The sequence below is a fragment of the Streptococcus suis genome (assembly GCF_002960425.1).
Lineage (GTDB): Bacteria > Bacillota > Bacilli > Lactobacillales > Streptococcaceae > Streptococcus > Streptococcus suis_S.
Genome location: NZ_POIZ01000052.1, coordinates 155,005 through 177,593, shown reverse-complemented (window position 1 = coordinate 177,593; position 22,589 = coordinate 155,005). Strand labels below are relative to the sequence as shown.

The following is a 22,589-nucleotide window of genomic DNA, read 5'->3' as shown; positions in this document are numbered from 1 at the left end:
TGACAGACAAAGGAATGTTTATGCGTAAGTTTTTTCTATTACTGATAGCCATTTTTAGTTTTTTTATTGGGAGTCCTTCTGCACTAGCAGAAGACTTTTCAATTGCTGCCAAGCACGCTATCGCCGTTGAGGTTGAATCAGGAAAAATTCTTTTTCAACAGGATGCCGAAACCAAGGCTAGTGTAGCCTCTATTAGTAAAATCTTAAGCGTTTATTTGGTCTACGAGGCTCTGGCAAAAGGTGAAATCACCTTAGATACCATGGTGGACATTTCTGACTATGCTTATGACTTATCTGTTAATCCCGAGCTCAGCAATGTCAATATGGATGAACGCTCCTATTCTGTCCGCGATCTCTTAAACGCCTCTCTCATCACCTCTTCCAATAGCGCCATTATCGCTTTGGCTGAAAAAATAGCAGGTAGCGAAGCTGCTTTTGTAGATCGCATGAAAACAAAAGTACAGGAATGGGGTATTACTGATACTAAAATTGTCAACGTTTCTGGTCTGGACAATTCTGATTTAGGCACCAACATTTATCCAGGTTCCAGCACTGAAGATAGCAACCTGTTTTCTGCCCTTGACGTAGCCATCATCGCACGTCGGTTAATTCTAGACTATCCCCAAGTTCTCGCAATTACATCTCTCAAAACCTATGATTTTGGCGGCAATGCTTACAACAATACTAATCAAATGCTGAGTGGGGGAACTCACGCTCGTATCGGAGTTGATGGACTAAAGACCGGTACATCTGATTCAGCTGGAGCTAGTTTCTTGGCTACAACCCAGGAAGCTGGTATGCGCATCATTACGGTTGTCCTGAATGCAACTGACGGTCAAACCTCTCCTGAAAATCGCTTTATTGCAACCAATGATTTGATGAACTACGTCTATGCTAATTTTTCACGTATAGCCATCGCTGAGAAAGACAAGCCTTTCAACAATAGTAAGATTATGGTCTTTAATGGCGAGAAGAAAACTAGCCCAGTAGTTGCTGCTGCAGACTTATATGTCGTGAAACGAAACCAAACAGACAAAACTGTCACTGCTACATTCACAAGTGAGCTGACTGAGATTGATGCGCCGTTAACAGCTGGAACCTACATCGGTAAACTACAATTGGATGACCAAGATTTAATCGGAAAAGGGTATATCGAAGACCAAGCCTCTGTTGATATGGTGTTAGCCAACGATATGAAGGAAGCTGCTTGGCCAATCTCCTGGTGGAACAATTTCGTTCGATATGTAAATGAGCAAATACAAAAATACTATGCCAACTGATTGAAGGGCATAGTATTTTTGCTTTACAAGTGATAGAGGAAATACCTTGTTAGATGTCGCTTCCTTGCAGGAAACCATGTCTGTAGGATAATCCAGTCCCCAGACTATGTTAATAATAGAGAAGAGCACTGCCGTCGCTCTCTATTTCCAACGTCGGTTGGAGGTTGAGTTGGTGAGAGTTGGTGAGAGTTCCTGAAGAACTCCTCACTACATATCATTTTCTTGCAGAAAATGACGAGCGTGGAAGGTACGGGATTGTTATAAGGTTATTGTGATTACAAAGAAGAGCGACTGCCGTCGCACCTATTTCCAACGTCAGTTGGAGATTGAGTTGGAGGGAGTTCCTGCGGAACTCCTTATTACATATCGCTTCCTGTAAGGAAGCGACGTCAGTAGGATAATCTAGTCTCCCAGACTAGGTTAGTTATAGAGAAGAAGACTGTCGTCGCTCAGCATCTCCTACTTCAGTGGGGAGTTTGACGGGCTTGAACAGCTTTAAGGCTGTTTGGGGCACAAGGTTATCTGAATTACAAAGAAGAGCGACTTACGTCGCTCCCCATTTCCAACGAGCGTTGGCATTGCAATGTAGAGTAGCATTCGCTACTCCTTATCTCCTAGCTCGGTTGGATAGTAAGTTGGAGAGAGTTCCTGCGGAACTCCTTACTACATATCATTTTCTTGCAGAAAATGACGAGCGTGGAAGGCACGGAATTGTGATAAGGTTATTGTGATTACAAAGAAGAGCGACTGCCGTCGCACCTATTTCCAACGTCAGTTGGAGATTGAGTTGGAGGGAGTTCCTGCGGAACTCCTTATTACATATCGCTTCCTGTAAGGAAGCGACGTCAGTAGGATAATCTAGTCTCCCAGACTAGGTTAGTTATAGAGAAGAAGACTGTCGTCGCTCCGCATCTCCTACTTCAGTGGGGAGTTTGACGGGCTTGAACAGCTTTAAGGCTGTTTGGGGCACAAGGTTATCTGAATTACAAAGAAGAGCGACTTACGTCGCTCCCCATTTCCAACGAGCGTTGGCATTGCAATGTAGAGTAGCATTCGCTACTCCTTATCTCCTAGCTCGGTTGGATAGTAAGTTGGAGAGAGTTCCTGCGGAACTCCTTACTACATATCATTTTCTTGCAGAAAATGACGAGCGTGGAAGGCACGGAATTGTGATAAGGTTATTAAAATTACAAAGAAGAGCGATTTCCATCGCTCACTATTTCCAACGTCGGTTGGAGATTTTTGGGCTTTTAGCAAACTCATGTTTGCTAAATTGCCAAAAATCTAACCAACCGACCCCTCCATTTCATAGGCAATCAGTCTGTTGAGTTCGACTGCGTATTCCATTGGGAGTTCTTTGGTGAATGGTTCGACAAAGCCCATGACAATCATCTCTGTGGCTTCGGATTCGGATAGGCCACGGCTCATGAGGTAATAGAGCTGTTCTTCTGAGATTTTTGATACTTTGGCTTCGTGTTCGAGGGCCACTTGTGAGTTGTGGATTTCATTAAATGGAATGGTGTCTGATTTGGAAATATCATCCATGATAATGGTGTCACACTCGATGTGGCTGATTGACTTGGCTGAGTTTTTAGCAAAAGTCACTTGGCCACGGTAGTTGACTTCTCCACCGCCACGGGCAATGGATTTAGATACGATAGACGATGAAGTCCGTGGTGCATTGTGGATCATCTTAGCACCGGTATCCTGTACCTGACCCTTGTTGGCAAAGGCAATGGATAACATAGTTCCACGAGCTCCTTCGCCTTCTAGGTAAACCGCCGGGTATTTCATAGTCGTCTTAGCACCAAGGTTTCCGTCAATCCACTCGACAGTGGCATTTTTCTCAGCACGGGCACGCTTGGTTACCAGGTTATAAACGTTGTCTGACCAGTTTTGAATAGTCGTATAACGCATATAGGCACCTTCGTGGGCAATGATTTCCACAATAGCTGCGTGGAGGCTAGCCGTTGAGTAGGTCGGAGCGGTACAGCCTTCTACATAGTGGACACTCGCTCCTTCATCCACGATGATGAGGGTGCGTTCAAACTGACCTGTTCCCTCGTTGTTAATACGGAAATAGGTTTGGAGTGGAATATCCAACTTAACGCCTTTTGGTACGTAGATGAAGGTCCCGCCTGACCAAACCGCTGAGTTGAGAGCAGCTAGTTTATTGTCTGACGGCGGAACGAGTTTTCCAAAGTATTTTTTGAAGAGTTCTGGATGTTCCTTGAGAGCCGTGTCGGTATCTGTAAAGATAATACCGTGCTTATCGTACTCTTCTTTCATGTTGTGGTAGACCACTTCTGATTCGTACTGGGCAGAAGCACCTGCCAGGTAAGCACGCTCAGCTTCTGGGATACCGATGCGTTCAAAGGTTTCCTTGATTTTGTCTGGTACATCATCCCAGCTACGTGCTGGCTTATCCGACGGTTTTTGATAGTAAACAATATCATCAAAATCCAGTTCAGACAAGTCGGCTCCCCAAGTCTGCATCGGCATTTTCTTAAAGGTTTCGTAGGATTTCAAACGGAATTCCAACATCCATTCGGGCTCGCCTTTGATACGGGACATTTCACGAATGACTTCTTCGTTCAAACCCTTACCAGTCGAAGCCACCAGTTCCACGTTCTCGTCATGGAAACCGAATTTGTATTCCCCAAGGTCAATCGGGGTTGGTTCAATTCTTTCTTCTGACATAATATAAGATACTAAGCCCCTTAAGAAAGCAAATGAAAAATAGGAAATCGACTTCGTGTGCAAACACACGAGGAGATGTATCTCTTTTCAAAAGCTTTTAGGGCGAGTTCAATTTCATTTCCAATCAGAAACTGAACAATCCTTTCTGTATGATTTTCGTTTTTTGTTTATTCGATGGTGCTCAGTCAGCACTTTCACTCCGTTCGATTGCTTTCTTAATGGCATTCCATGGTAGTGTGGCACATTTGATGCGTTGGGGGAATTTGGCAACGCCTGCGAGAAGTGAGGCGTCTCCCAGTTCCTTCTGGCGTGCATCTTCTTGTCCTTGGACCATTTGTGAGAAGATTTCCGCCAGTTCTTGAATCTGACTGATTTCTTTGCCAAGGACTGCCTCGGTCATCATGGACGCCGATGCGGTTGAAATGGTGCACCCAACTCCGTCAAAAGCAATATCGGTAATCACTTCATTTTCAATCTTGACTGATAGTTCAATCACATCGCCGCAGGTTGGGTTGTGGAGTTCTAACTTTTCCACTCCGTCCAAGCTTCCGCGGTGACGAGGCGACTTGGAGTGTTCAGACACAACTGCCATATAAAGAGAATCTAATCTAGTTAGGGCCATTGAAAAACTCCTTTGTCTTGATGATTGCGTCAACCAACTTATCACAGTCAGCCTTGGTATTGTAGATGTAAAAACTTGCTCGTACTGTAGCTGGCACCTGCAAATATCTGAGAAGCGGTTGGGCACAATGGTGACCGGCCCGCACAGCAACCCCTTCATAGTCCAGAGCCGTTGCCACGTCATGTGGATGCAAGTCGTCCAAGTTAAAGGCGATAACCCCCGTCCGCTTGGACAGGTCCTGACTGCCATAAATGGTCAAGCCTGGAATAGCCTGCAATTTTGGAAAGACATAGTCAACCAGTTCCGCCTCGTGGGCCTGGATAGCGTCCATACCAATTTCAGTCAGGTAATCAATGGCTGCTCCCAGACCAATGGCACCTGCAATGTTGGGCGTTCCAGCTTCAAACTTCCAAGGTAATTCTTTCCAAGTAGCTGACTGCTCATAGACAAAGTCAATCATCTCACCGCCGAATTCAACTGGCGACATGAGATTGAGCAATTCTTCCTTGCCGTAGAGAACGCCGATTCCTGTCGGACCTAACATCTTATGACCTGAAAAGGCATAGAAATCCACATCTAATTCTTGCACGTTGACGGCCATGTGGGGAACTGACTGGGCTCCGTCCACCACCAAGTAGGCACCGACCTGATGCACCAGCTCTGCTATTTCCCCAATAGGAGACACGCTGCCTAGGATATTGGATACGTGGGCTAGGGAGACGAACTTGGTTTTGGAAGACAGTAGCGACCGCAGGTGGTCCATGTCTAGCTCGCCGTCTTTTAGGGTCACATAGCGGAGCTTGGCACCTGTTTGCTGACAGGCTTGCTGCCAAGGGATGATATTGGAGTGGTGCTCTTGGACCGAGATGATCACTTCCTGGTCTGGCTGGAGAATGTCCTTTGCAAACTGAGCCACCCAATTAAGACCGGTGGTCGTTCCTCTGGTAAAGAGAATTTCCTTACTAGACTTGGCCTGGATAAAATCTGCCACCTTCTGCCGAGTTGCCTCATAGCGAGCCGTTGCCCGCTCAGATAAAGTGTGAACGCCACGGTGGACATTGGCATTGTCATTCTGGTAATAATCCGCTAGCACGTCTAGCACCTGCTGCGGTTTTTGAGTGGTCGCCGCATTGTCCAAATAGACCAGCGGCTCATCGTTAACAACTTGGTCTAGGATTGAAAAATCCTTGCGAATGCGTTCCAAATCCATATCTTATCTCTTTGTTAGTTTTTCTTCAATCACGGCAATCAGTTGATCACGAACTTCCTTGACAGGAATTTCGGTAATGACTGCGCCAAGGAAACCGCGAACAACCAAGCGTTCAGCAGTTGCTCGGTCCAGGCCACGACTCATGAGGTAGTACATGTCTTCTGGATCCACCTGACCGATTGAGGCTGCGTGTCCAGCTGTGACCTCGTTCTCATCAATGAGGAGAATTGGGTTGGCATCGGAGCGAGCCTTGTCAGACAGCATGAGGACACGGCTTTCTTGCTGGGCATCTGCACCTTTAGCACCACGGACAATATGTCCGATACCATTAAAAGTCAAGGTTCCGCTTTCTAAGATAACCCCATGTTGCAGGATGTGACCGACCGAATTATGACCGTAGTTGGTCACGCGCGTATCCACACCTTGTACCTGACGACCAGATGAAAGGCCGACAACTTTGAGGTTGGCATGACTGCCGTTTCCTTTTAATTCGCTGTCCAAATCGGCAACCACATTTCCTTCGTTGAGCAGACCAATCGCCCAGTCAATCGTTGCATCGTTTCCGAGATAGCCACGACGGTTGAGGTAGGTATCCAGATGCTTACCAAGGCGGTCAATAGCCGCAAACTTGATTTGGCTACCAGCAAGGGCGATTACTTCAACGACAATATTGGCTGAAGTCGCTGCTGTGCCGTCGCCTAAACTTTCAAAACGCTCCAGGTAATTAAGCTTGGCATTTTTTCCAGCGATGATGAGGACGCGTTTGTTAAAGGCAACTGGACTAGTGCTGTCTTGGTAGAAAAGGGCCTCAACTGGCTGGTCAATTTCAACATTATCTGGCACATAGAGGACCGCACTTGCGTTAAAATAAGCTGTGTTGTAAGCTGCTAACTTGTGTTCGTCGTAGGCTACGGCAGATCCGAGGTACTTTTCAAGCACATCTGGAATGATGTCCATAGCTGAGGCAAAGTCTGTAAAAACCACACCTTTTTCTACCAGGTCAACTGGCAACTGCTCTAGAACCGTTTGGCTGCCAACCTGGACCAACATAGGATTGTCACCGATAGCTGTAAAATCTGGAACAGCTCCGATTTCATCATTTGTAGCAAGGCTTCCATCACCTAGATTCCAACGGTGAAACTTGACCCGCTCGATAACCGGCAAGGCCAGCTCTGCTATTTTGTCAAAAGCCTTAAGACGCAGGTCTGTCAACCAAGTTGGTTCTGCCTGCAAGGCTGAAAATTCTTGAATCTTTTCTTTGGTCATAGCTTCCTCCAAAGACTTAAATGTCATCTTCTTTGTAGTCGATGCCAAGCTCAGCTGCAACTTGGACATAGCCTTCTTTTTCCAAGCGTTGCGCCAATTCTGGTCCGCCTGAAAGAACAACACGACCTTCCATCATGACATGGACAACATCAGGAGTGATGTAGTTGAGCAAGCGTTGGTAGTGAGTGATAATCATGGCACCGAAGCCTTCACCACGCATGGCATTGATACCTTTTGAAACCACTTTAAGGGCATCAATATCCAAACCTGAGTCAATCTCGTCAAGAAGAGCGAAAGTTGGCTCTAACATGAGCAACTGGAGAATTTCATTACGTTTTTTCTCACCACCTGAGAAGCCTTCGTTGAGGTAACGCTCTGCCATTTCCTCTTTCATGTTGAGGAGTTCCATCTTTTCATCCAACTTGGTGATGAAATCGCGAACAGAAATCTTGTCTTCATCTTCCTTGCCAGCATTCATAGCGGCACGGAGGAACTCTGCATTAGTAATACCCGGGATTTCTGATGGATATTGCATGGCCAAGAAAAGTCCCATGCGGGCACGTTCATCGACTTCTAATTCTAAAATATTGACACCGTCAAACAGAATCTCACCTTGGGTCACTTCATAACTTGGATTGCCCATGATAGCTGCGGAAAGGGTGGACTTGCCTGTTCCGTTCGGTCCCATGATGGCTGCAATTTCACCTGTTTTGAGGGTCAAATTGACACCTTTGAGGATTTCTTTACCTTCGATTTCAACATGAAGGTCTTTGATTTCTAATACTGACATCTTATACTCCTTTATTTATTATCTTTCTCATTATATCAAAAAAAGAGCCTAAGAGCTCTCTTCTTGTTTAGAAAGATTCTTATTTTCTTTTCTTGGCTTGCTGCTTACGAAGACAGCGCTTTTCCTTACAATCCGCTATGCGTTCCTGACGATAACTGCTATTTCCAATGAAACGAAGGAGATTGAGCAGGGGCATGCGATTTTCACCAAAAATACCTATCAACTCACATAAGACCTCTACACCCAGACCCATGGTTAGAACCAAGAGAACACCACCTAGACGACTGGAAACATTAAGCAGGAGCGAAGTCAAAGAAAATAGGAAGGAAATGGCATAGATAACTAAAACTGTACCACGATGGGTCAAGCCCAGAGATAGCAAACGATGGTGTAAATGCATCTTATCCGCCTCTGAAATTTTTTTTCCAGACAATTTTCGACGGATGATGGCTACAACAGTATCTGTAATTGGAACCCCCAAGATAATCATGGGAGTAACTACCGCAACAGCTGTTGAGTTTTTCAAACCTTGCAGAGATAGCACCCCAATCATGAAACCAATAAAGAGAGCTCCGGTATCTCCCAGATAAATAATAGCTGGATTATAATTATAAGGTAGAAAGCCTATAATAGCCGCTACCAGAATAAAAATAGTCAGGGTCAAAAAGATATTGCTATCATGTAAGAAAAAGTAGGAAACAATTCCCATAGTCGTCAATGAAATGATAGACACCCCTGACACCAAACCATCCAGACCATCAATCAAGTTGACCGCATTAGTAATGGCAACAATCCACAAGACCGTTAAAAAGAAAGACAACCAGGTCGGGAAAATAAGCAAAGGACCACCGAATGGAATTTTAAAGCTATCGAAATGGAATTCTGTAAAAAACCATATCAAAGTCGCAGCAAGAACAATTCCAAACATTTTTGGAGCCGGTCCCAACTCCTTCACATCGTCAATATAGCCAGTAATAACAATAATGAGCGAAGATAAAATCAAGGGAAGAACATAGTGTAGGTAGGTTCCATGATAATGAACATGGGTAACAATTCCTGGCAAAAATACCAGGGCAGCCAAGGCAAAAGCTATGAAGATAGCCAAGCCTCCAGCCGATGGCATGGGCACCTTGTTGATTCTACGCGCGTTTGGATTATCCACTGCTCCAACCTTGAAGGATAGAAAACGCACCAAAGGAGTTGCTATCGCTGCTACAACCATGGTCGAAATGATGACCATTATATATTTTAAAGCAAAAGGCATCATAGCAAGGAAACCTTCCTAAGTTCCTCTAGGGCTGCAACTGGCAAGAGGGTCACCCCATGTTCCTGTAAGACAGGTCTAGTCAACTTAGTATCATTGGCAAATTCCAACATACGCGCCAAAAGATAGTCCGGGTAACGCTTAGAACGTTCCTCGATATTGATCAAGACAGTCATATAGTAATGACCGTCCATCTTATAGAGCTCTGACTCTTCGATAGGGTAATCTACTGTTCCTACAAAAGCCATCAGTTCATCCATGTTAGGAAAATCAAGGATATAGTAGATGTAGCCTTCTGACTCGCTCTCCTCAGCTTCTTCAGCTTTTTCAACTTCTTCCAAATGACGAACAGCATCCATATCCTTGCTGCTTCGCTCTCGAGCAGTCTGCTCCAAGCTCTTGAAAAAGTCCTCTGGGCTCATTCCTGTAACATCACCAAGTTCTGAAATATCTGCAAACTCATCAAAATTCAAATTCTGATCCAAATCAGACTTGGTCACAAAAATATCCACCCGATCCGGCTTAGGAGTCACACGAAAACTAAGCATACCACTTTCACGGAAGGTTAAAGGCAACTCCAATTCATCTAAAACTGTATAGAAAAATTCTTCTGTCTTTTCTTGAGGGATCAAGAAGTCTGCCAATTCCATCCCTCTTTCTTCTAAGTCATCCATTTTGATAGTGATTTTCAAGGTCGAATCACTAATTTGTTTTACTTTCATACTTACCTCTTATTGATGAACAGCTTTCGAAAAATTTACCATTCATTTTCAATTCTCATACATATCTCTTTCCATTATACTAAATGACTGCTTGAAAGACAAAAGAAAAGCAGGTCCCCCTGCTCTTAAAATAAAAATGTGATAAAGGAATAGACTAGCAGAATCGCACCCAAGATAATGCGATAGTAGCCAAATACGGTGAAATCATTTTTCTTAACAAAGTCCGTCAAGAAGCGAATCACCACCAAGGAAACAAGATAGGCTGTCAGACTGGCAACCAAGAGAATAAGACCTTGCTCTAGGTTTAAACTGTTTCCATCCAAGAAATACTTGACCGCCTTTAGACCACTGTAACCAAACATGGTCGGAATTCCAAGGAAGAAAGTGAAATCTGCAGCAACTGTCCGACTGGTCCCCAGGATAATCGCACCTAGAATAGTCGCACCAGAACGACTAGTTCCTGGCACAATACTCAAGACCTGGAAGCAACCGATTAAGAGAGCTGTCTTATAGGACATTTTCGCCAAATCTGTCACCTGTGGCTCTACATCCCGATTACGATTTTCAATCCAGATAAATGCAATACCATAAACAATCAAGGCAATGGCAATGGGCACCATAAAGTTAAAATGGGCTTCGAACCAACTGTCCAATGGCACCGCAATCAGAATAGACGGAATGCAGGCAAGAACAACCTTGGCCCACAACTGCCAGGTCAACTGAATTTCACGCTTGGTCTTACCAGGCTGGAAAGGATTTAACTTTTTGAAGTAGATGGTCATAACCGCAAGAATAGCTCCCAACTGGATGACAATATTGAACATCTCTACAAAGCTAGCACTTTGGTTGAGTTTCATAAATTCTTGAACCAAGATCAAATGCCCTGTAGATGACACTGGCAACCACTCGGTCACACCTTCGATAATCCCTAAAAAGATGGCTTTTAGTAATTCGAGTAACATATTACACTCCTTTATTGTAAGTCTTTTTATTATATCATAAAAAAAAGTTCCTTTCATAGTACAAGGATATTGAAATTTGTCAGAATTTTTAATAAAATGGTGTAATACCATTTAATAAGGAGAAATCATGAAACATAAATTTAGTATCTTTCTGCTGACACTGATTGCTATTTTTTCTATGGCAACAGGCGTAAAAGCAGATGAATACCTCCGAGTCGGTATGGAGGCTGCTTATGCCCCTTTTAACTGGACTCAAGAGGACAACAGTAACGGAGCTGTTCCTATCGAAGGAACCAACCAGTATGCCAATGGCTACGATGTCCAAATCGCTAAAAAAATTGCCGAATCCTTGGACAAGGAACTCTTGGTAGTTAAAACAAAATGGGAAGGTCTTGTTCCAGCCCTGACTTCTGGTAAGATTGACATGATTATCGCTGGTATGAGTCCGACCGAAGAACGTAAGAAAGAAATAGCTTTCTCAGACAGCTACTATACGTCCATTCCAACCTTGGTCGTTCGTTCAGACAGCCAGTATGCTAAGGCGACTAGCTTAGCTGAATTTGCTGGGGCAAAAATCACTGCCCAGCAAGGTGTCTATCTCTACGACTTAATCGACCAAATCCAAGGTGCTGACAAACAAACAGCTATGGGAGACTTCTCTCAAATCCGCCAAGCACTAGAATCTGGTATTATTGATGCCTACGTTTCAGAGCGTCCAGAAGGTCGAACAGCCGAAGCTGCCAACAAGGTCTTCAAAATGGTGGAGTTGACTGATAGCTTTGAAACCAACGCTGAGGATGTGACCATTGCAGTCGGTATGCGCAAGGACGACAGCCGTATCACCCAAGTCAATCAAGTCTTGGCAACTCTTACTGAAGCTGACCAAATTGCCCTCATGGACAAGATGATTGAAAACCAGCCTGTTGAAGAAGCCAGCGAAGGGGAAACACCAAGCTTCTTTGCACAAGTGTGGAATATCATCGTTAACAACTGGCAACAATTACTTCGTGGCACTGGAATGACCTTGCTGATTTCTATCTTAGGAACTGTCATCGGTACCCTTATTGGTCTTCTAATTGGTGTCTTCCGTACCGCTCCAAAAGCAGCCAACAAGGCTCTTGCTATCGGTCAAAAAGTTCTCGGTTGGTTGATCAATATCTATATCGAAGTGTTCCGTGGTACACCGATGATTGTACAATCTATGGTTATCTACTACGGTACTGCCCAAGCCTTCGGTCTTAACCTTGACCGCACTCTGGCTGCCATCTTCATCGTATCCATCAATACCGGTGCCTACATGAGTGAAATTGTCCGCGGTGGTATCTTCGCCGTTGATAAGGGACAATTTGAAGCCGCAACAGCTCTTGGCTTTACCCACAACCAAACCATGCGCAAGATTGTTCTTCCGCAGGTTATCCGCAATATCTTGCCAGCAACTGGTAACGAGTTTGTCATCAACATCAAGGACACATCTGTATTGAACGTTATCTCCGTTGTAGAATTATACTTCTCAGGAAATACTGTAGCGACACAAACCTACCAGTACTTCCAAACCTTTACCGTCATTGCCATCATTTACTTTATCTTGACCTTCACTGTGACCCGCATCTTGCGCGCAGTTGAAAAACGCTTTGACACAGACACCTATACAACTGGTGCCAACCAAATGCAAATCGAGGTGCCTCATGACTAATAATGTAATTCTTGAAATTAAAAACCTAAAAAAATCCTATGGACAAAACCAGGTCCTCAAGGACATTTCTGTGACAGTGGAAAAAGGGGAAGTCATCTCCATTATCGGTTCATCAGGTTCTGGAAAATCAACCTTCCTCCGCTCTATCAACCTTTTGGAAACACCAAGTGAAGGACAAATCCTCTACCATGGCCAAGATGTTTTGGCCAAAGGCTATGACTTGACCACCTATCGTGAAAAATTGGGTATGGTTTTCCAATCCTTCAACCTCTTTAACAACCTCAACGTCTTAGAAAATGCTGTCGTGGCACAAACGACTGTCTTGAAACGCGACCGTGCAGAAGCCGAAAAGATTGCCAAAGAGAACCTCAACAAGGTCGGCATGACCGAGCAATACTGGCAGGCCAAACCAAGCCAACTCTCTGGTGGCCAAAAACAGCGTGTCGCCATTGCCCGCGCCTTGTCTGTTGATCCAGAAGTCATTCTCTTTGACGAGCCAACTTCAGCCCTTGACCCTGAAATGGTCGGAGAGGTGCTCAAAACCATGCAAGATCTTGCCAAGTCTGGCTTGACTATGATCATCGTTACGCATGAAATGGAATTTGCCCGCGATGTTTCAGATCGCGTCATCTTTATGGACAAGGGCGTCATCGCTGAAGAAGGCACTCCACAACAAATCTTTGAAAATCCACAAGAAGAGCGGACCCGCGAATTCCTACAACGTTTCCTTGGATAATCTTTCATTCTATGTTCCATTCCATACTTACCAGTCTTCTAGGCTGGTAAGTTTTTTTGCAAGAAAAAAGAGAAGACCAGCCGTCTTCTCATCAAATCGTCTAAATACTATGATTTAGATTAGTTTTCAAATTTCTTGTGGTTTTTGTCGTAAAAGTCAATCAACCCCAAGGCAGTCGCAAATGAAATGTTGTCAATTTTAGCGCGTCCTTGTGCAAGAGCGATAACTGACATCTCACGAGCATTTGTTTCCTTGCTGATACGGTAGCCAGTGATTTTCTTTTCGCGTACCCAGCCGACAACAGCGGCAACTTTTTCGTAACTAGTCATTAGGAACCCCTTTCCAATTTATTCGTGCAATTAAGTATAATACAAATTGCTTTGAATTGTCAAGTAAAATGTTCGGATTTTACTCAATTTTTAACCTGTAGAGCAGACAATATTTGTGTACGTACATCCTCCACTCCGCCAGCATTAGCTGGTAAAAAGATTGTTTGATTACCTCCTTGCGCAAAATTGTTTAATGTATCCAAGTATTGGTTGGTCAACAAGATAGACATAATCTGCTCTTCCGTCATGCTGATGTTGGACTCTTTCAATTCACGAATAGAGTCTGCTAGTCCGTCTACAATTGCCTTCCTTTGTTGGGCAATCCCCACACCATGTAGGCGGTCTTTTTCAGCTTCTGCTTCAGCAGCAGTGACTATTTTAATCTTGTCGGCTTCTGCCAATTCTTGGGCCGCAACCCGTTTTCGCTGAGCTGCGTTGATTTCATTCATTGATTGCTTAACCTCGGCATCTGGTTCGACCTTGGTAATCAAGGTTTTGACAATAACATAACCGTAGGTCGACATCTCTTCCGCCACCTGCTTTTGTACCTCAAGGGCGATTTCATCTTTCTTCTCAAAGAGTTCATCCAAGGTCAATTTCGGAACGGATGACCGCAAGGCATCTTCAATATAGGATTTAATCTGTGCCTCTGGATGCATGAGTTTGTAGTAGGCATCTGTGACATTATTTTCATTGACACGATACTGCGTAGCCACATTCATGGTCACAAAAACATTGTCCTGAGTCTTGGTTTCTACCACGATCTCACTCTGTAGCATCCGCAGTTGGATACGGGCCGCAATCACATCTACACCAAAGGGGATTTTAAAGTTAATACCAGAGGTAGAAGTCTTTTGGTACTTCCCAAACCGCTCTACAATGGCAACTGTCTGCTGTTTGACCACATATAGCCCCGAAACAACCAAAACCAAGGCAAGCAATACAATAAATAAGAAACTAATGAGAACCATCATAAAACCAGCTTCCATATTTACCTCCTAAACAAGCATTTTATAAAGCGAGTCATTTTCATGAAGATTGATATATTGGGGATCAAAATCTTCAAGACGAGAAAGAAATTGATCATAATCTTCTTTATTATCCAAAGCTATTCCAATCAAGACTGGCCCCGTTCCCTTATTGGCACGTTTGATGTACTCAAAGCGGGTAATATCATCATTTGGTCCTAAAATATCATTTACAAATTCTCTCAAAGCACCTGGACGCTGCGGAAAGTTCACAACGAAGTAATGTTTAATTCCTTCATAAATGAGGGCACGTTCTTCCATTTCTGGCATACGGTTGATATCATTATTACCACCAGAGATGATGCAACAAATGGTTTGCCCCTTAATCTTGTCTTTAACGACTTCTAGAGCTGCTACAGTTGCCGCTCCAGCAGGTTCAGCCACAATCCCAAGTTTTGAATAGAGATCCAAAATGGTGCCTGAAATCCATCCCTCATCTACTCCAATCAGCTTATCGACATGCTTACGGGCTACAGCATAGGTTGCGGCTCCAACCTTTTGAACTGCAATCCCATCCGCAAACTTATCAATGCTTGCTAATTTGATCGGACGTCCCTTGTCAAAAGCTGCCTTCATAGATCGAGCACCATTTGCTTCGACACCGATAATCTTGATTTCTGGTGCGTGTTCTTTGAGGTAGGCAGAAACACCAGCAATCAAACCGCCTCCACCTACGGGTACAAGGATTTGATCAAAGCTAATGCTCTGCTCTTGAGATTCTTCTAGGATTTCATAGGCGACGGTTCCTTGACCTGCCTGAACATCGTCATCATCAAAGGGATCAATAAAGGTCTTACCTGTTTCTTTGGTATATTCCTGTGCTGCCTGAGCAGATTCATCAAAAGTATCGCCCACTAAACGAATATCTACATAGTCACCGCCAAAGAAACGAACCTGTCCAATCTTTTGCTGTGGTGTTGTAACAGGCATAAAGATGGTTGCTGGTATCTGCATCTCTTGACAAGTATAGGCAACACCTTGGGCATGGTTGCCGGCAGAAGCGCAGACCACACCTAGCGCCTTTTTTTCATCGGATAATTGAGAAATGGCATAGTAGGCTCCACGTATTTTAAATGAACGAACGCGTTGCTCATTCTCACGCTTGATATAGATGGTGGCTCCGTACTTTTCTGATAAGTAGCGACTGTAATCTAATGGCGTTCGAACGACAACTCTTTTCAGAACTTCGTAAGCCTGTTCTACATTTTTTGCTGTAATCATATTTGCACTAATTTCTTTCTATAAGTATATTGTATCAATATTTTTTTAAAAATACTAACATTTATGCGCATTTTCATCATATTATTTTGCAATCTCTTGACATACAATGTTCAAGCCCCCACTTTCCATAATAAGAAGCAATAATGGGTAAAAGAGCTGGCTCAACCAGCTCTTTTATTCCTATCATTCTGGGGATTTCATGACTTGCTTCCTTGCACTTCTAATAAATCATGTTAGAAATAGCATGGAAATAATCGAAAGACTTGAATTCCTAGCCATTAGCTAAAACTCACTCTCCGATTTTTAAGCTCGTTTTTTATGGTCGCTCTCGAGTTTCTGGGCGAGCAATTACTTCCTTCAAAGGTTCCCCAAACCTTTGAAGCTGTCAGAGGTTGGAGATAAAACTTGCGATAGCAAGTGTCACAGAGCCTATCCCCAGGCTCTTTCACTCCCCCGGTCTGACCTCGCTCTCTTGTTTTCAGGCGAGGGTTAAAATAGTCCACTTCCCTTGCCTCGCTTTTCAATTTCTGGGCGAGGGTTCCAACAGTTTGGGGAACTGTTGGAAGCAGGAAATAAAACTTGCGACAGCAAGTGTCTCATAGCCTATCCGTAGACCTTACCTCGCTCTCTTGTTGTCAAGCGAGGGCATATGGTCGCTTTCACATTGCTAGGCGACCAGCTGAAAGAGTCTATCCCCAGACTCTTTCACTCCCCCGGACTTTCCTCGCTTTCTCGTTTTTAGGCGAGGGCTAAAACAGTCCACTGGACTGTTTTAGTTATAAATCTTGAACGAATCGTCGTCGTTGCGGCTGACGAATGGCATTGCTTTGCGGAGTTCTGCTCCGACTTTTTCGATTTCGAGTCCTTCTGCTTCTTTGCGGTAGGCTTCCATGCGTGGACGACCAGCCTTGTAGTCGTTGACGAAGTCGTTGGCGAATTTACCAGACTGGATATCCGCAAGAACTGCTTTCATGTTTTCTTTAACTTGGTCTGTAATCACGCGTGGACCTGATACATAGTCACCGAATTCAGCAGTGTTTGAGATTGATTGACGCATTTTCTTGAAGCCACCCTCGTAAACAAGGTCAACGATGAGCTTCATTTCGTGAAGCACTTCGAAGTAAGCCAATTCTGGTGCATAACCCGCTTCTTTCAAGACTTCAAAACCTGCTTGCATAAGAGCTGTCAAGCCACCGCAGAGAACTGCTTGCTCACCAAACAAGTCTTCTTCTGTTTCTTCCTTGAAGGTTGTTTCCAAAAGACCAACGCGAGCTGAACCAACGCCTTTTGCCCAGTCCATAGCGATATGCTTGGCATTGCCAGTTGCATCTTGGTACACTGCGTAAAGAGCTGGCACACCGAAGCCTTCTTCGAAGGTACGGCGAACCAAGTGACCTGGACCTTTTGGTGCACACATGAAAACATCCACATCTGCTGGCACCTTGATAAATTCAAAGTGAACGTTGAAACCATGGGCAAAACCAAGGGCATTCCCTGCTTCTAAGTTTGGAGCGATTTCTTCATTGTAAAGGTCTGCTTGGATTTCGTCTGGAGCCAAAATCATGATGACATCCGCTTGTTTGGCTGCTTCTGCCACTTCAAAGGTTTTAAAACCGTCTTCTTTTGCCTTGTCAAATGACTTGCCGGCACGCACACCGATGATAACATCATGGCCTGTATCACGCAAGTTTTGCGCATGGGCATGACCTTGTGAACCATAACCGATAACGGCGATACGCTTACCGTCAAGTGCTGCTACTGTTACATCTTTTTCATATTGCATTGCTACTGTCATAAAATTCTCTTTTCTATTTTTTTATTTGTGGTTTTGAGCGGTCTAGGAAAATGAAGGCTCTTTAACATGGTCTATCATGTACATTCCTAGTTGCTCATCTTTCTTTTAATTCTAGGCAGCGAGGCAAAGGCTATACTAATGGTATGCCAAGCCGAGCTAACGACGAAGTAAAAGACAAGTGTGCGACTAGGTTAGTCGCGGCTAAAGCCAGTTGCCCCCGTCCTTGCGATGTTCTTGATTCCGTAAGGCTGAATGACACGCAGGAGAGCATCAATCTTATCTCCATCACCTGTCATTTGAATGGTAATGGAATGAGGGGCCACATCGACAACGCTAGCACGGAAGGGTTGAATAATAGCCAAAATCTCTGCACGTTTTGCTGGTGGAGCAACGATTTTGACCAAAATAACTTCCCGCTCCAAATGTGGAATATCCGTTAAATCACGGACACGGACCACATCAATCAAGCGGTTGAGCTGTTTGATGATTTGCTCTAGTTCATCCTGGCTAACCACGTCAACAATCACGGTAACGCGGGAAATCCCATCTATTTCTGTTGGACCGACGGAGATAGATTCAATATTGATTTGGCGACGAGATAATACACCCGTAAAGCGGTTGAGGACGCCGGATGAATTCCGTAATTTTGCTGTTAACATTCTACGCATTGAACTTCACCCCCAACATTTCTGCATTGCTCTTACCAGCGGGCACCATTGGTTGAACATGCTCTGTTCTAGAAATATGAACCTCAATCAACATTGGCTTGTCTTCTAAAATAACCTTCATATCCTCAGACAAGGTTGCTGGATTGTCAAAACTGTAATGGGCAATGCCGTAGGCTTCGGCTAGAAGCTGGAAATTTGGTTCAGCATCAAAGACGGACTGACTGCGACGCTTGTCGTAGAAGGATTCCTGCCACTGACGAACCATACCAAGTGAGTGGTTATTGATTAAGACCACCTTAATCGGCACGCCATATCCATTCAAAATAGCTAACTCTTGGTTGGTCATTTGGAAGCCACCATCTCCAACAAACACAACGACTTCTCTATCTGGATTGGCCAATTTGGCACCGATAGCTGCTGGAATACCGAAGCCCATGGTCCCCATGCCGCCTGACGTCACCAACTGACGAGCGTGTTTATAAGGGTAGAATTGAGCCGTCCACATCTGGTGTTGACCAACATCCGTTACGACGATCGCATCTCCATTTGTCAGCTGTCCGATTAACTCAATCGCCTGTTGCGGTTTAATAACCGTATCATCTTCTTCGTACCAGAATGGCGCCCGGCGTTTGTTGTCCAAGACATGCGCTGTCCATTCGGCATAGTCCGTATCTACTGTTTCAAGATTTAACAGGACTTCTAAGGTTGCTTTGGCATCGCCTACGACTGGAATGGCTGTCTTCACTACCTTGCCAATTTCTGCAGGGTCAATGTCAACATGGGCAACCGTTGCATTGGGTGCATAGGTCAAAGGATTACCAGTCAAACGGTCATCAAAACGGGCACCGATATTGATGATGTAATCCGCATCGTTCATAGCCATATTGGCAGCATAAGAACCATGCATGCCCCCCATCCCCAGCGCCAATTCATGCTCAATCGGCATGGCTCCCAAACCAAGCAGAGTTGAAACTACAGGAAGACGATAACGTTCTGCAAAGGCAATCAGCTCTTGATTGGCATCCGCATAGTTAACGCCACCACCAGCTAGGATAAGTGGCTGTTTGGCTTGGCTGAGTTGTTTCAAAATTTTCTTGACCTGCAAGCCATTTGGCTCAACAGTCGGCTGATAACTTGGAAGTTGAACAGTTGGGTCGTAGTAAACATCAACGATTCTCTCTTGAATATCTTTTGGAACATCAATGACTACAGGACCTGGACGACCTGTCGTTGCAATATGCAGAGCCTCTGTAATGACACGAGGAATATCTGCTGTATCCCGAATCTGATAATTGTATTTGGTAATGGGCATGGTCATACCCAAGACATCTGCCTCTTGAAAGGCATCCTTACCGATACCCCGTGTAGCCACTTGACCTGTAAAGACCAACAAAGGCACGCTATCACCCATAGCATCCGCAATACCTGTAATGGCATTCGTTGCTCCTGGACCAGATGTGACAATGGCTACGCCCACCTTTCCTGATGATTTGGCATAACCTTCTGCCTCGTGAACCGCCCCTTGTTCATGTCGCGCCAAAATATGTTGGATACCCTCATACTGATAAATAGCATCGTATAACGGCAAAACTGCACCACCTGGATAACCAAAAACAAGGTCAACTCCCAGTTGATGCAAGGTGTCTAAAATAAGATAAGACCCCGAACGTGGTTGGTCTAATTGGATTTCTTGCACGAATATTCCTCCTCTCTGCAAATATGTTATCTACTATAATAACACACGATGATAGAATGTCAAGAAATTTTCTGAAAATTCCTACACTTGTTCGGATTCTTAAACATTTCCAAAAAAATTCTTAAAGCAAACTTAAGCAAATCGCAAGCCCTGTCTCGTTTTAGCTTGCTTTTAGGAAAGTCCCGTATAGTAGACTCATCAAGAAAAACATACGAGGTTTAGGATATGTATTATATTGTTATTCCCGCCTACCAGCCAGATGAAAAATTAATCCAACTCTTAGAAGTCATGAAGAACAGACTAAATTGCCAAGTCATTGTTGTAGATGATGGCAGTACAGGTCAAGCCAAAGACATTCTTGAAATCGCCAAGACTTATGCCATCGTTCTCCACCACGATGTCAACAAAGGAAAGGGACAAGCCCTACGAACAGCCTTTAGCTTTATCCAAGATTTGAGAAAGCCAGGTGTCATCGTTACAGCTGATGCGGATGGCCAACACGCTGTCAATGATATTGACCGGGTCGCACGCGCAGCCATGAACCTGCCAAGTCGCCTCATCCTTGGTGTCCGTCAATTTACCAAGGACATCCCTCTCCGCAGCCGCTTTGGCAACAAACTGACCAGAGTATTGTTCCGACTACAAACTGGTGTCAATGTATCCGACACACAAACCGGATTGCGTGGTTTCCATACCGATTTGATTCCCTTTATGCTAGAAATCGAGGGCGACCGCTATGAATACGAGATGAACATGCTGACCCAGGCCAGTCAACGCTATAAAATTACGGAAGTCCCCATCCAAACCATCTATATCGATGACAATGCCAGTTCACACTTTCGTCCCATCAAAGACGGATTACTGATTTATAAAAATCTCTTTAAGTTTGCCCTGGCATCTTTTGGTGGCTTCCTAGTTGACTACGGTGTCTATGCCCTAGCCTTGTTACTCCTCACTGGCTTACCGACTGCGGTACGCTTACTAGTCGCAAATACCCTTGCTCGCATTTGCAGTGCTAGCTGTAACTTTGCCCTTAACAAGAAGTTAGTCTTTAAGAATAAAGAAAGCATCACTCGGACAGGTGCTGGCTACTTCACCCTAGCCCTCATCCTCTTCCTAGCTGACACAACCCTGCTTTACCTCTTCCACCAAGTCCTCGGTCTAAACATCTACCTTGTCAAACTTGCCGTTGGTCTCTTCCTCTTCCTAGCTTCTTGGTTTATTCAAAAAAACATCATCTTTAAAGAAAGGAAATCATTTTCCCATGAAATTGCTTAAAAAACCCTTTGCCTATGCCTCAATCTTCGGAATGCTCTTAACCAGTGGATTTTCCTACTCTATGTTAAAAACCTTTGTCATTTCCGAAGCAATTTCCACCGTCGCTGCAAGCAGTACGACTACATCAAGCAGTCAAGATACTACCGACACAACTGCCTCATCATCCACCGCTGCTTCAACAGCAACCAATGTGTCTACTACAGATACCAGCTATAGGGATGACAATATCCAAATCAACTTAGAAACCATCACAACCAACAATACCACTGTCTATGTAGCAGATATCCAAGTTAGCTCACCAGAGTATTTAAAAACAGCCTTGGCTCAAAATACCTACGGTACCAACGTGACAGCCAAAACCTCCGAAACAGCTGCTGCAAACAATGCTATCCTAGCAGTTAACGGTGACTACTACGGCGCCAACTCAACTGGTTATGTTATTAAAAACGGCGTTCTCTACCGTGATACTGTTCGCGACAACGCATCTTACGGTGACTTGGCTATCTACGCAGACGGCTCATTTGAAATCATTTATGAAAACGAAGTAACTGCTCAAGAATTGATTGACCAAGGTGTTGTCAACCTCTTAGCCTTCGGACCATCATTGGTCGAAAACGGTGAAATTGTCGTAGATACTTCTACTGAGGTCGGTCGAACTATGTCATCTAATCCACGCTCTGCTATCGGTATCATTGATGAAAACCACTACATTATCGTTGTTGCAGACGGACGTACTTCAGAAAGTCAAGGACTATCACTCTATCAAATGGCTGAAGTCATGAAACAATATGGTGCACAAACAGCCTATAACCTTGACGGTGGTGGTTCATCTACTCTTTACTTCAACGGTCAAGTTATTAACAATCCAACAACAAACGGAAATACTATCTCAGAAAGGGCGGTGAGTGACATTGTCTACATCGGTTACTAATCAAACATCAGGGCGTACTGCACGCACCTTCATCACCTACTTGGCTACAACAGCCTTCCTCTTCATCTTCAGCCGTATCTATGAAAGCCTTAGTTATGGCGAAGTATCCATCTTCATGCACTACATGTTCTGCGTGACCCTGGTTGGCGGAGCCTTGCTCCTTGGCTTGCTCACTATCAAGCCAAACCTATCACGTCTGACCTTCAATCTCTGGAATTCAGGTGTGGCAACCATCACAGCAGGTTTCCTGCTCCGAGGTATTATTAACCTGTCTGGTCGTTCCACAACCTTGGACCAACCCTATTGGTTTGTCGGTGCAGGTTTCCTAGTCCTTGCCTTGATAAGCCTCTTCTTTACTAGAAACAAGAGAACACAGGGCAGAGCAAGCGCTCAGTAAC

General features: G+C 44.4%; 20 protein-coding genes. 6 read left to right on the top strand and 14 right to left on the bottom strand.

What is annotated here, in order from left to right; translation table 11 throughout:
* Positions 1-20: 20 nt before the first annotated feature.
* Entirely contained in the window at positions 21-1,280 is a 1,260-nt protein-coding gene (gene pbp3 / locus C1G57_RS07830; RefSeq protein ID WP_105114440.1) for a D-alanyl-D-alanine carboxypeptidase PBP3, read from the top strand.
* Between the two features lie 1,284 nt (positions 1,281-2,564).
* Here the strand turns inward: pbp3 and sufB are convergent.
* The 8 genes from sufB to C1G57_RS07790 form a co-directional block, all read right to left on the bottom strand.
* Positions 2,565-3,980, bottom strand: coding sequence for a Fe-S cluster assembly protein SufB (gene sufB / locus C1G57_RS07825; protein WP_002938151.1), 1,416 nt, complete (start codon positions 3,978-3,980; stop codon positions 2,565-2,567).
* Between the two features lie 181 nt (positions 3,981-4,161).
* Positions 4,162-4,602, bottom strand: coding sequence for a Fe-S cluster assembly sulfur transfer protein SufU (gene sufU, locus C1G57_RS07820; protein WP_105114439.1), 441 nt, complete (start codon positions 4,600-4,602; stop codon positions 4,162-4,164).
* A complete protein-coding gene (locus tag C1G57_RS07815) occupies positions 4,589-5,812 on the bottom strand; it encodes a cysteine desulfurase (protein WP_105114438.1) in 1,224 nt (407 codons plus the stop codon). The genes sufU and C1G57_RS07815 overlap by 14 nt, the downstream gene beginning before the upstream one ends.
* A 3-nt stretch (positions 5,813-5,815) precedes the next feature.
* Positions 5,816-7,078, bottom strand: coding sequence for a Fe-S cluster assembly protein SufD (sufD, locus tag C1G57_RS07810; RefSeq protein ID WP_105114482.1), 1,263 nt, complete (start codon positions 7,076-7,078; stop codon positions 5,816-5,818).
* A 16-nt stretch (positions 7,079-7,094) separates the two neighbouring features.
* Positions 7,095-7,868 carry a Fe-S cluster assembly ATPase SufC gene (gene sufC / locus C1G57_RS07805; RefSeq protein ID WP_002938165.1) on the bottom strand — a complete coding sequence of 258 codons (774 nt, stop codon included), beginning with the start codon at positions 7,866-7,868 and terminating at the stop codon, positions 7,095-7,097.
* 79 nt (positions 7,869-7,947) lie between these two features.
* Positions 7,948-9,135 carry a glycosyltransferase family 4 protein gene (locus C1G57_RS07800; protein WP_105114437.1) on the bottom strand — a complete coding sequence of 396 codons (1,188 nt, stop codon included), beginning with the start codon at positions 9,133-9,135 and terminating at the stop codon, positions 7,948-7,950.
* The gene (mecA, locus tag C1G57_RS07795) at positions 9,132-9,854 is read right to left on the bottom strand and encodes an adaptor protein MecA (RefSeq protein WP_105114436.1); all 723 of its coding nucleotides are present in this window, start codon (positions 9,852-9,854) and stop codon (positions 9,132-9,134) included. Before mecA ends, C1G57_RS07800 begins: the two co-directional genes overlap by 4 nt.
* Positions 9,855-9,979: 125 nt before the next feature.
* Positions 9,980-10,816, bottom strand: coding sequence for an undecaprenyl-diphosphate phosphatase (locus C1G57_RS07790; RefSeq protein ID WP_105114435.1), 837 nt, complete (start codon positions 10,814-10,816; stop codon positions 9,980-9,982).
* Between the two features lie 127 nt (positions 10,817-10,943).
* On the opposite strand from C1G57_RS07790, the gene C1G57_RS07785 reads away from it, so the two are divergent.
* Both C1G57_RS07785 and C1G57_RS07780 read left to right on the top strand, forming a co-directional pair.
* On the top strand, positions 10,944-12,509 hold the full coding sequence (locus C1G57_RS07785; RefSeq protein WP_105114434.1) for an ABC transporter substrate-binding protein/permease: 1,566 nt from the start codon (positions 10,944-10,946) through the stop codon (positions 12,507-12,509).
* Positions 12,502-13,245 (top strand): amino acid ABC transporter ATP-binding protein, encoded by a 744-nt coding sequence (locus C1G57_RS07780; RefSeq protein WP_105114433.1) that lies wholly within the window; start codon positions 12,502-12,504, stop codon positions 13,243-13,245. The genes C1G57_RS07785 and C1G57_RS07780 overlap by 8 nt, the downstream gene beginning before the upstream one ends.
* A 119-nt stretch (positions 13,246-13,364) precedes the next feature.
* Here the strand turns inward: C1G57_RS07780 and C1G57_RS07775 are convergent, their stop codons facing one another.
* The 6 genes from C1G57_RS07775 to C1G57_RS07750 form a co-directional block, all read right to left on the bottom strand.
* Positions 13,365-13,574 carry a hypothetical protein gene (locus C1G57_RS07775; protein ID WP_009910800.1) on the bottom strand — a complete coding sequence of 70 codons (210 nt, stop codon included), beginning with the start codon at positions 13,572-13,574 and terminating at the stop codon, positions 13,365-13,367.
* Between the two features lie 83 nt (positions 13,575-13,657).
* Entirely contained in the window at positions 13,658-14,545 is an 888-nt protein-coding gene (locus C1G57_RS07770) for an SPFH domain-containing protein (protein ID WP_161941132.1), read from the bottom strand.
* A gap of 27 nt (positions 14,546-14,572) precedes the next feature.
* Positions 14,573-15,823 (bottom strand): threonine ammonia-lyase IlvA, encoded by a 1,251-nt coding sequence (gene ilvA / locus C1G57_RS07765; RefSeq protein ID WP_105114431.1) that lies wholly within the window; start codon positions 15,821-15,823, stop codon positions 14,573-14,575.
* A gap of 772 nt (positions 15,824-16,595) precedes the next feature.
* A complete protein-coding gene (gene ilvC / locus C1G57_RS07760; protein WP_105114430.1) occupies positions 16,596-17,618 on the bottom strand; it encodes a ketol-acid reductoisomerase in 1,023 nt (340 codons plus the stop codon).
* Positions 17,619-17,809: 191 nt separating this feature from the next.
* Entirely contained in the window at positions 17,810-18,286 is a 477-nt protein-coding gene (gene ilvN, locus C1G57_RS07755; RefSeq protein WP_105114429.1) for an acetolactate synthase small subunit, read from the bottom strand.
* Positions 18,279-19,982 carry an acetolactate synthase large subunit gene (locus C1G57_RS07750; protein ID WP_105114428.1) on the bottom strand — a complete coding sequence of 568 codons (1,704 nt, stop codon included), beginning with the start codon at positions 19,980-19,982 and terminating at the stop codon, positions 18,279-18,281. Before C1G57_RS07750 ends, ilvN begins: the two co-directional genes overlap by 8 nt.
* A 225-nt stretch (positions 19,983-20,207) precedes the next feature.
* Here C1G57_RS07750 and C1G57_RS07745 point away from each other — a divergent pair, with 225 nt between their 5' ends.
* The 3 genes from C1G57_RS07745 to C1G57_RS07735 are packed head-to-tail and all read left to right on the top strand — an operon-like array spanning position 20,208 to position 22,588.
* Positions 20,208-21,260 (top strand): bifunctional glycosyltransferase family 2/GtrA family protein, encoded by a 1,053-nt coding sequence (locus tag C1G57_RS07745; protein WP_105114427.1) that lies wholly within the window; start codon positions 20,208-20,210, stop codon positions 21,258-21,260.
* A complete protein-coding gene (locus C1G57_RS07740) occupies positions 21,247-22,191 on the top strand; it encodes a phosphodiester glycosidase family protein (protein ID WP_105114426.1) in 945 nt (314 codons plus the stop codon). Before C1G57_RS07745 ends, C1G57_RS07740 begins: the two co-directional genes overlap by 14 nt.
* Complete coding sequence (locus tag C1G57_RS07735; protein ID WP_105114425.1) at positions 22,166-22,588, top strand: hypothetical protein; 423 nt, start codon at positions 22,166-22,168, stop codon at positions 22,586-22,588. The genes C1G57_RS07740 and C1G57_RS07735 overlap by 26 nt, the downstream gene beginning before the upstream one ends.
* The last annotated feature ends 1 nt before the right edge of the window (position 22,589 follow it).

Excerpts from the sequence above, each read along its gene's own strand:
- C1G57_RS07740 (WP_105114426.1), top strand. The coding sequence starts at position 21,247 with ATGAAATTGCTTAAAAAACCCTTTGCCTATGCCTCAATCTTCGGAATG.
- C1G57_RS07780 (WP_105114433.1), top strand. The coding sequence starts at position 12,502 with ATGACTAATAATGTAATTCTTGAAATTAAAAACCTAAAAAAATCCTAT.
- ilvA (WP_105114431.1), bottom strand. The coding sequence starts at position 15,823 with ATGATTACAGCAAAAAATGTAGAACAGGCTTACGAAGTTCTGAAAAGA.
- C1G57_RS07745 (WP_105114427.1), top strand. The coding sequence starts at position 20,208 with ATGTATTATATTGTTATTCCCGCCTACCAGCCAGATGAAAAATTAATC.
- sufU (WP_105114439.1), bottom strand. The coding sequence starts at position 4,602 with ATGGCCCTAACTAGATTAGATTCTCTTTATATGGCAGTTGTGTCTGAA.
- C1G57_RS07775 (WP_009910800.1), bottom strand. The coding sequence starts at position 13,574 with ATGACTAGTTACGAAAAAGTTGCCGCTGTTGTCGGCTGGGTACGCGAA.
- sufD (WP_105114482.1), bottom strand. The coding sequence starts at position 7,078 with ATGACCAAAGAAAAGATTCAAGAATTTTCAGCCTTGCAGGCAGAACCA.
- C1G57_RS07815 (WP_105114438.1), bottom strand. The coding sequence starts at position 5,812 with ATGGATTTGGAACGCATTCGCAAGGATTTTTCAATCCTAGACCAAGTT.
- C1G57_RS07785 (WP_105114434.1), top strand. The coding sequence starts at position 10,944 with ATGAAACATAAATTTAGTATCTTTCTGCTGACACTGATTGCTATTTTT.
- sufB (WP_002938151.1), bottom strand. The coding sequence starts at position 3,980 with ATGTCAGAAGAAAGAATTGAACCAACCCCGATTGACCTTGGGGAATAC.
- ilvC (WP_105114430.1), bottom strand. The coding sequence starts at position 17,618 with ATGACAGTAGCAATGCAATATGAAAAAGATGTAACAGTAGCAGCACTT.
- C1G57_RS07800 (WP_105114437.1), bottom strand. The coding sequence starts at position 9,135 with ATGATGCCTTTTGCTTTAAAATATATAATGGTCATCATTTCGACCATG.
- mecA (WP_105114436.1), bottom strand. The coding sequence starts at position 9,854 with ATGAAAGTAAAACAAATTAGTGATTCGACCTTGAAAATCACTATCAAA.
- C1G57_RS07790 (WP_105114435.1), bottom strand. The coding sequence starts at position 10,816 with ATGTTACTCGAATTACTAAAAGCCATCTTTTTAGGGATTATCGAAGGT.
- pbp3 (WP_105114440.1), top strand. The coding sequence starts at position 21 with ATGCGTAAGTTTTTTCTATTACTGATAGCCATTTTTAGTTTTTTTATT.
- ilvN (WP_105114429.1), bottom strand. The coding sequence starts at position 18,286 with ATGCGTAGAATGTTAACAGCAAAATTACGGAATTCATCCGGCGTCCTC.
- C1G57_RS07770 (WP_161941132.1), bottom strand. The coding sequence starts at position 14,545 with ATGGTTCTCATTAGTTTCTTATTTATTGTATTGCTTGCCTTGGTTTTG.
- sufC (WP_002938165.1), bottom strand. The coding sequence starts at position 7,868 with ATGTCAGTATTAGAAATCAAAGACCTTCATGTTGAAATCGAAGGTAAA.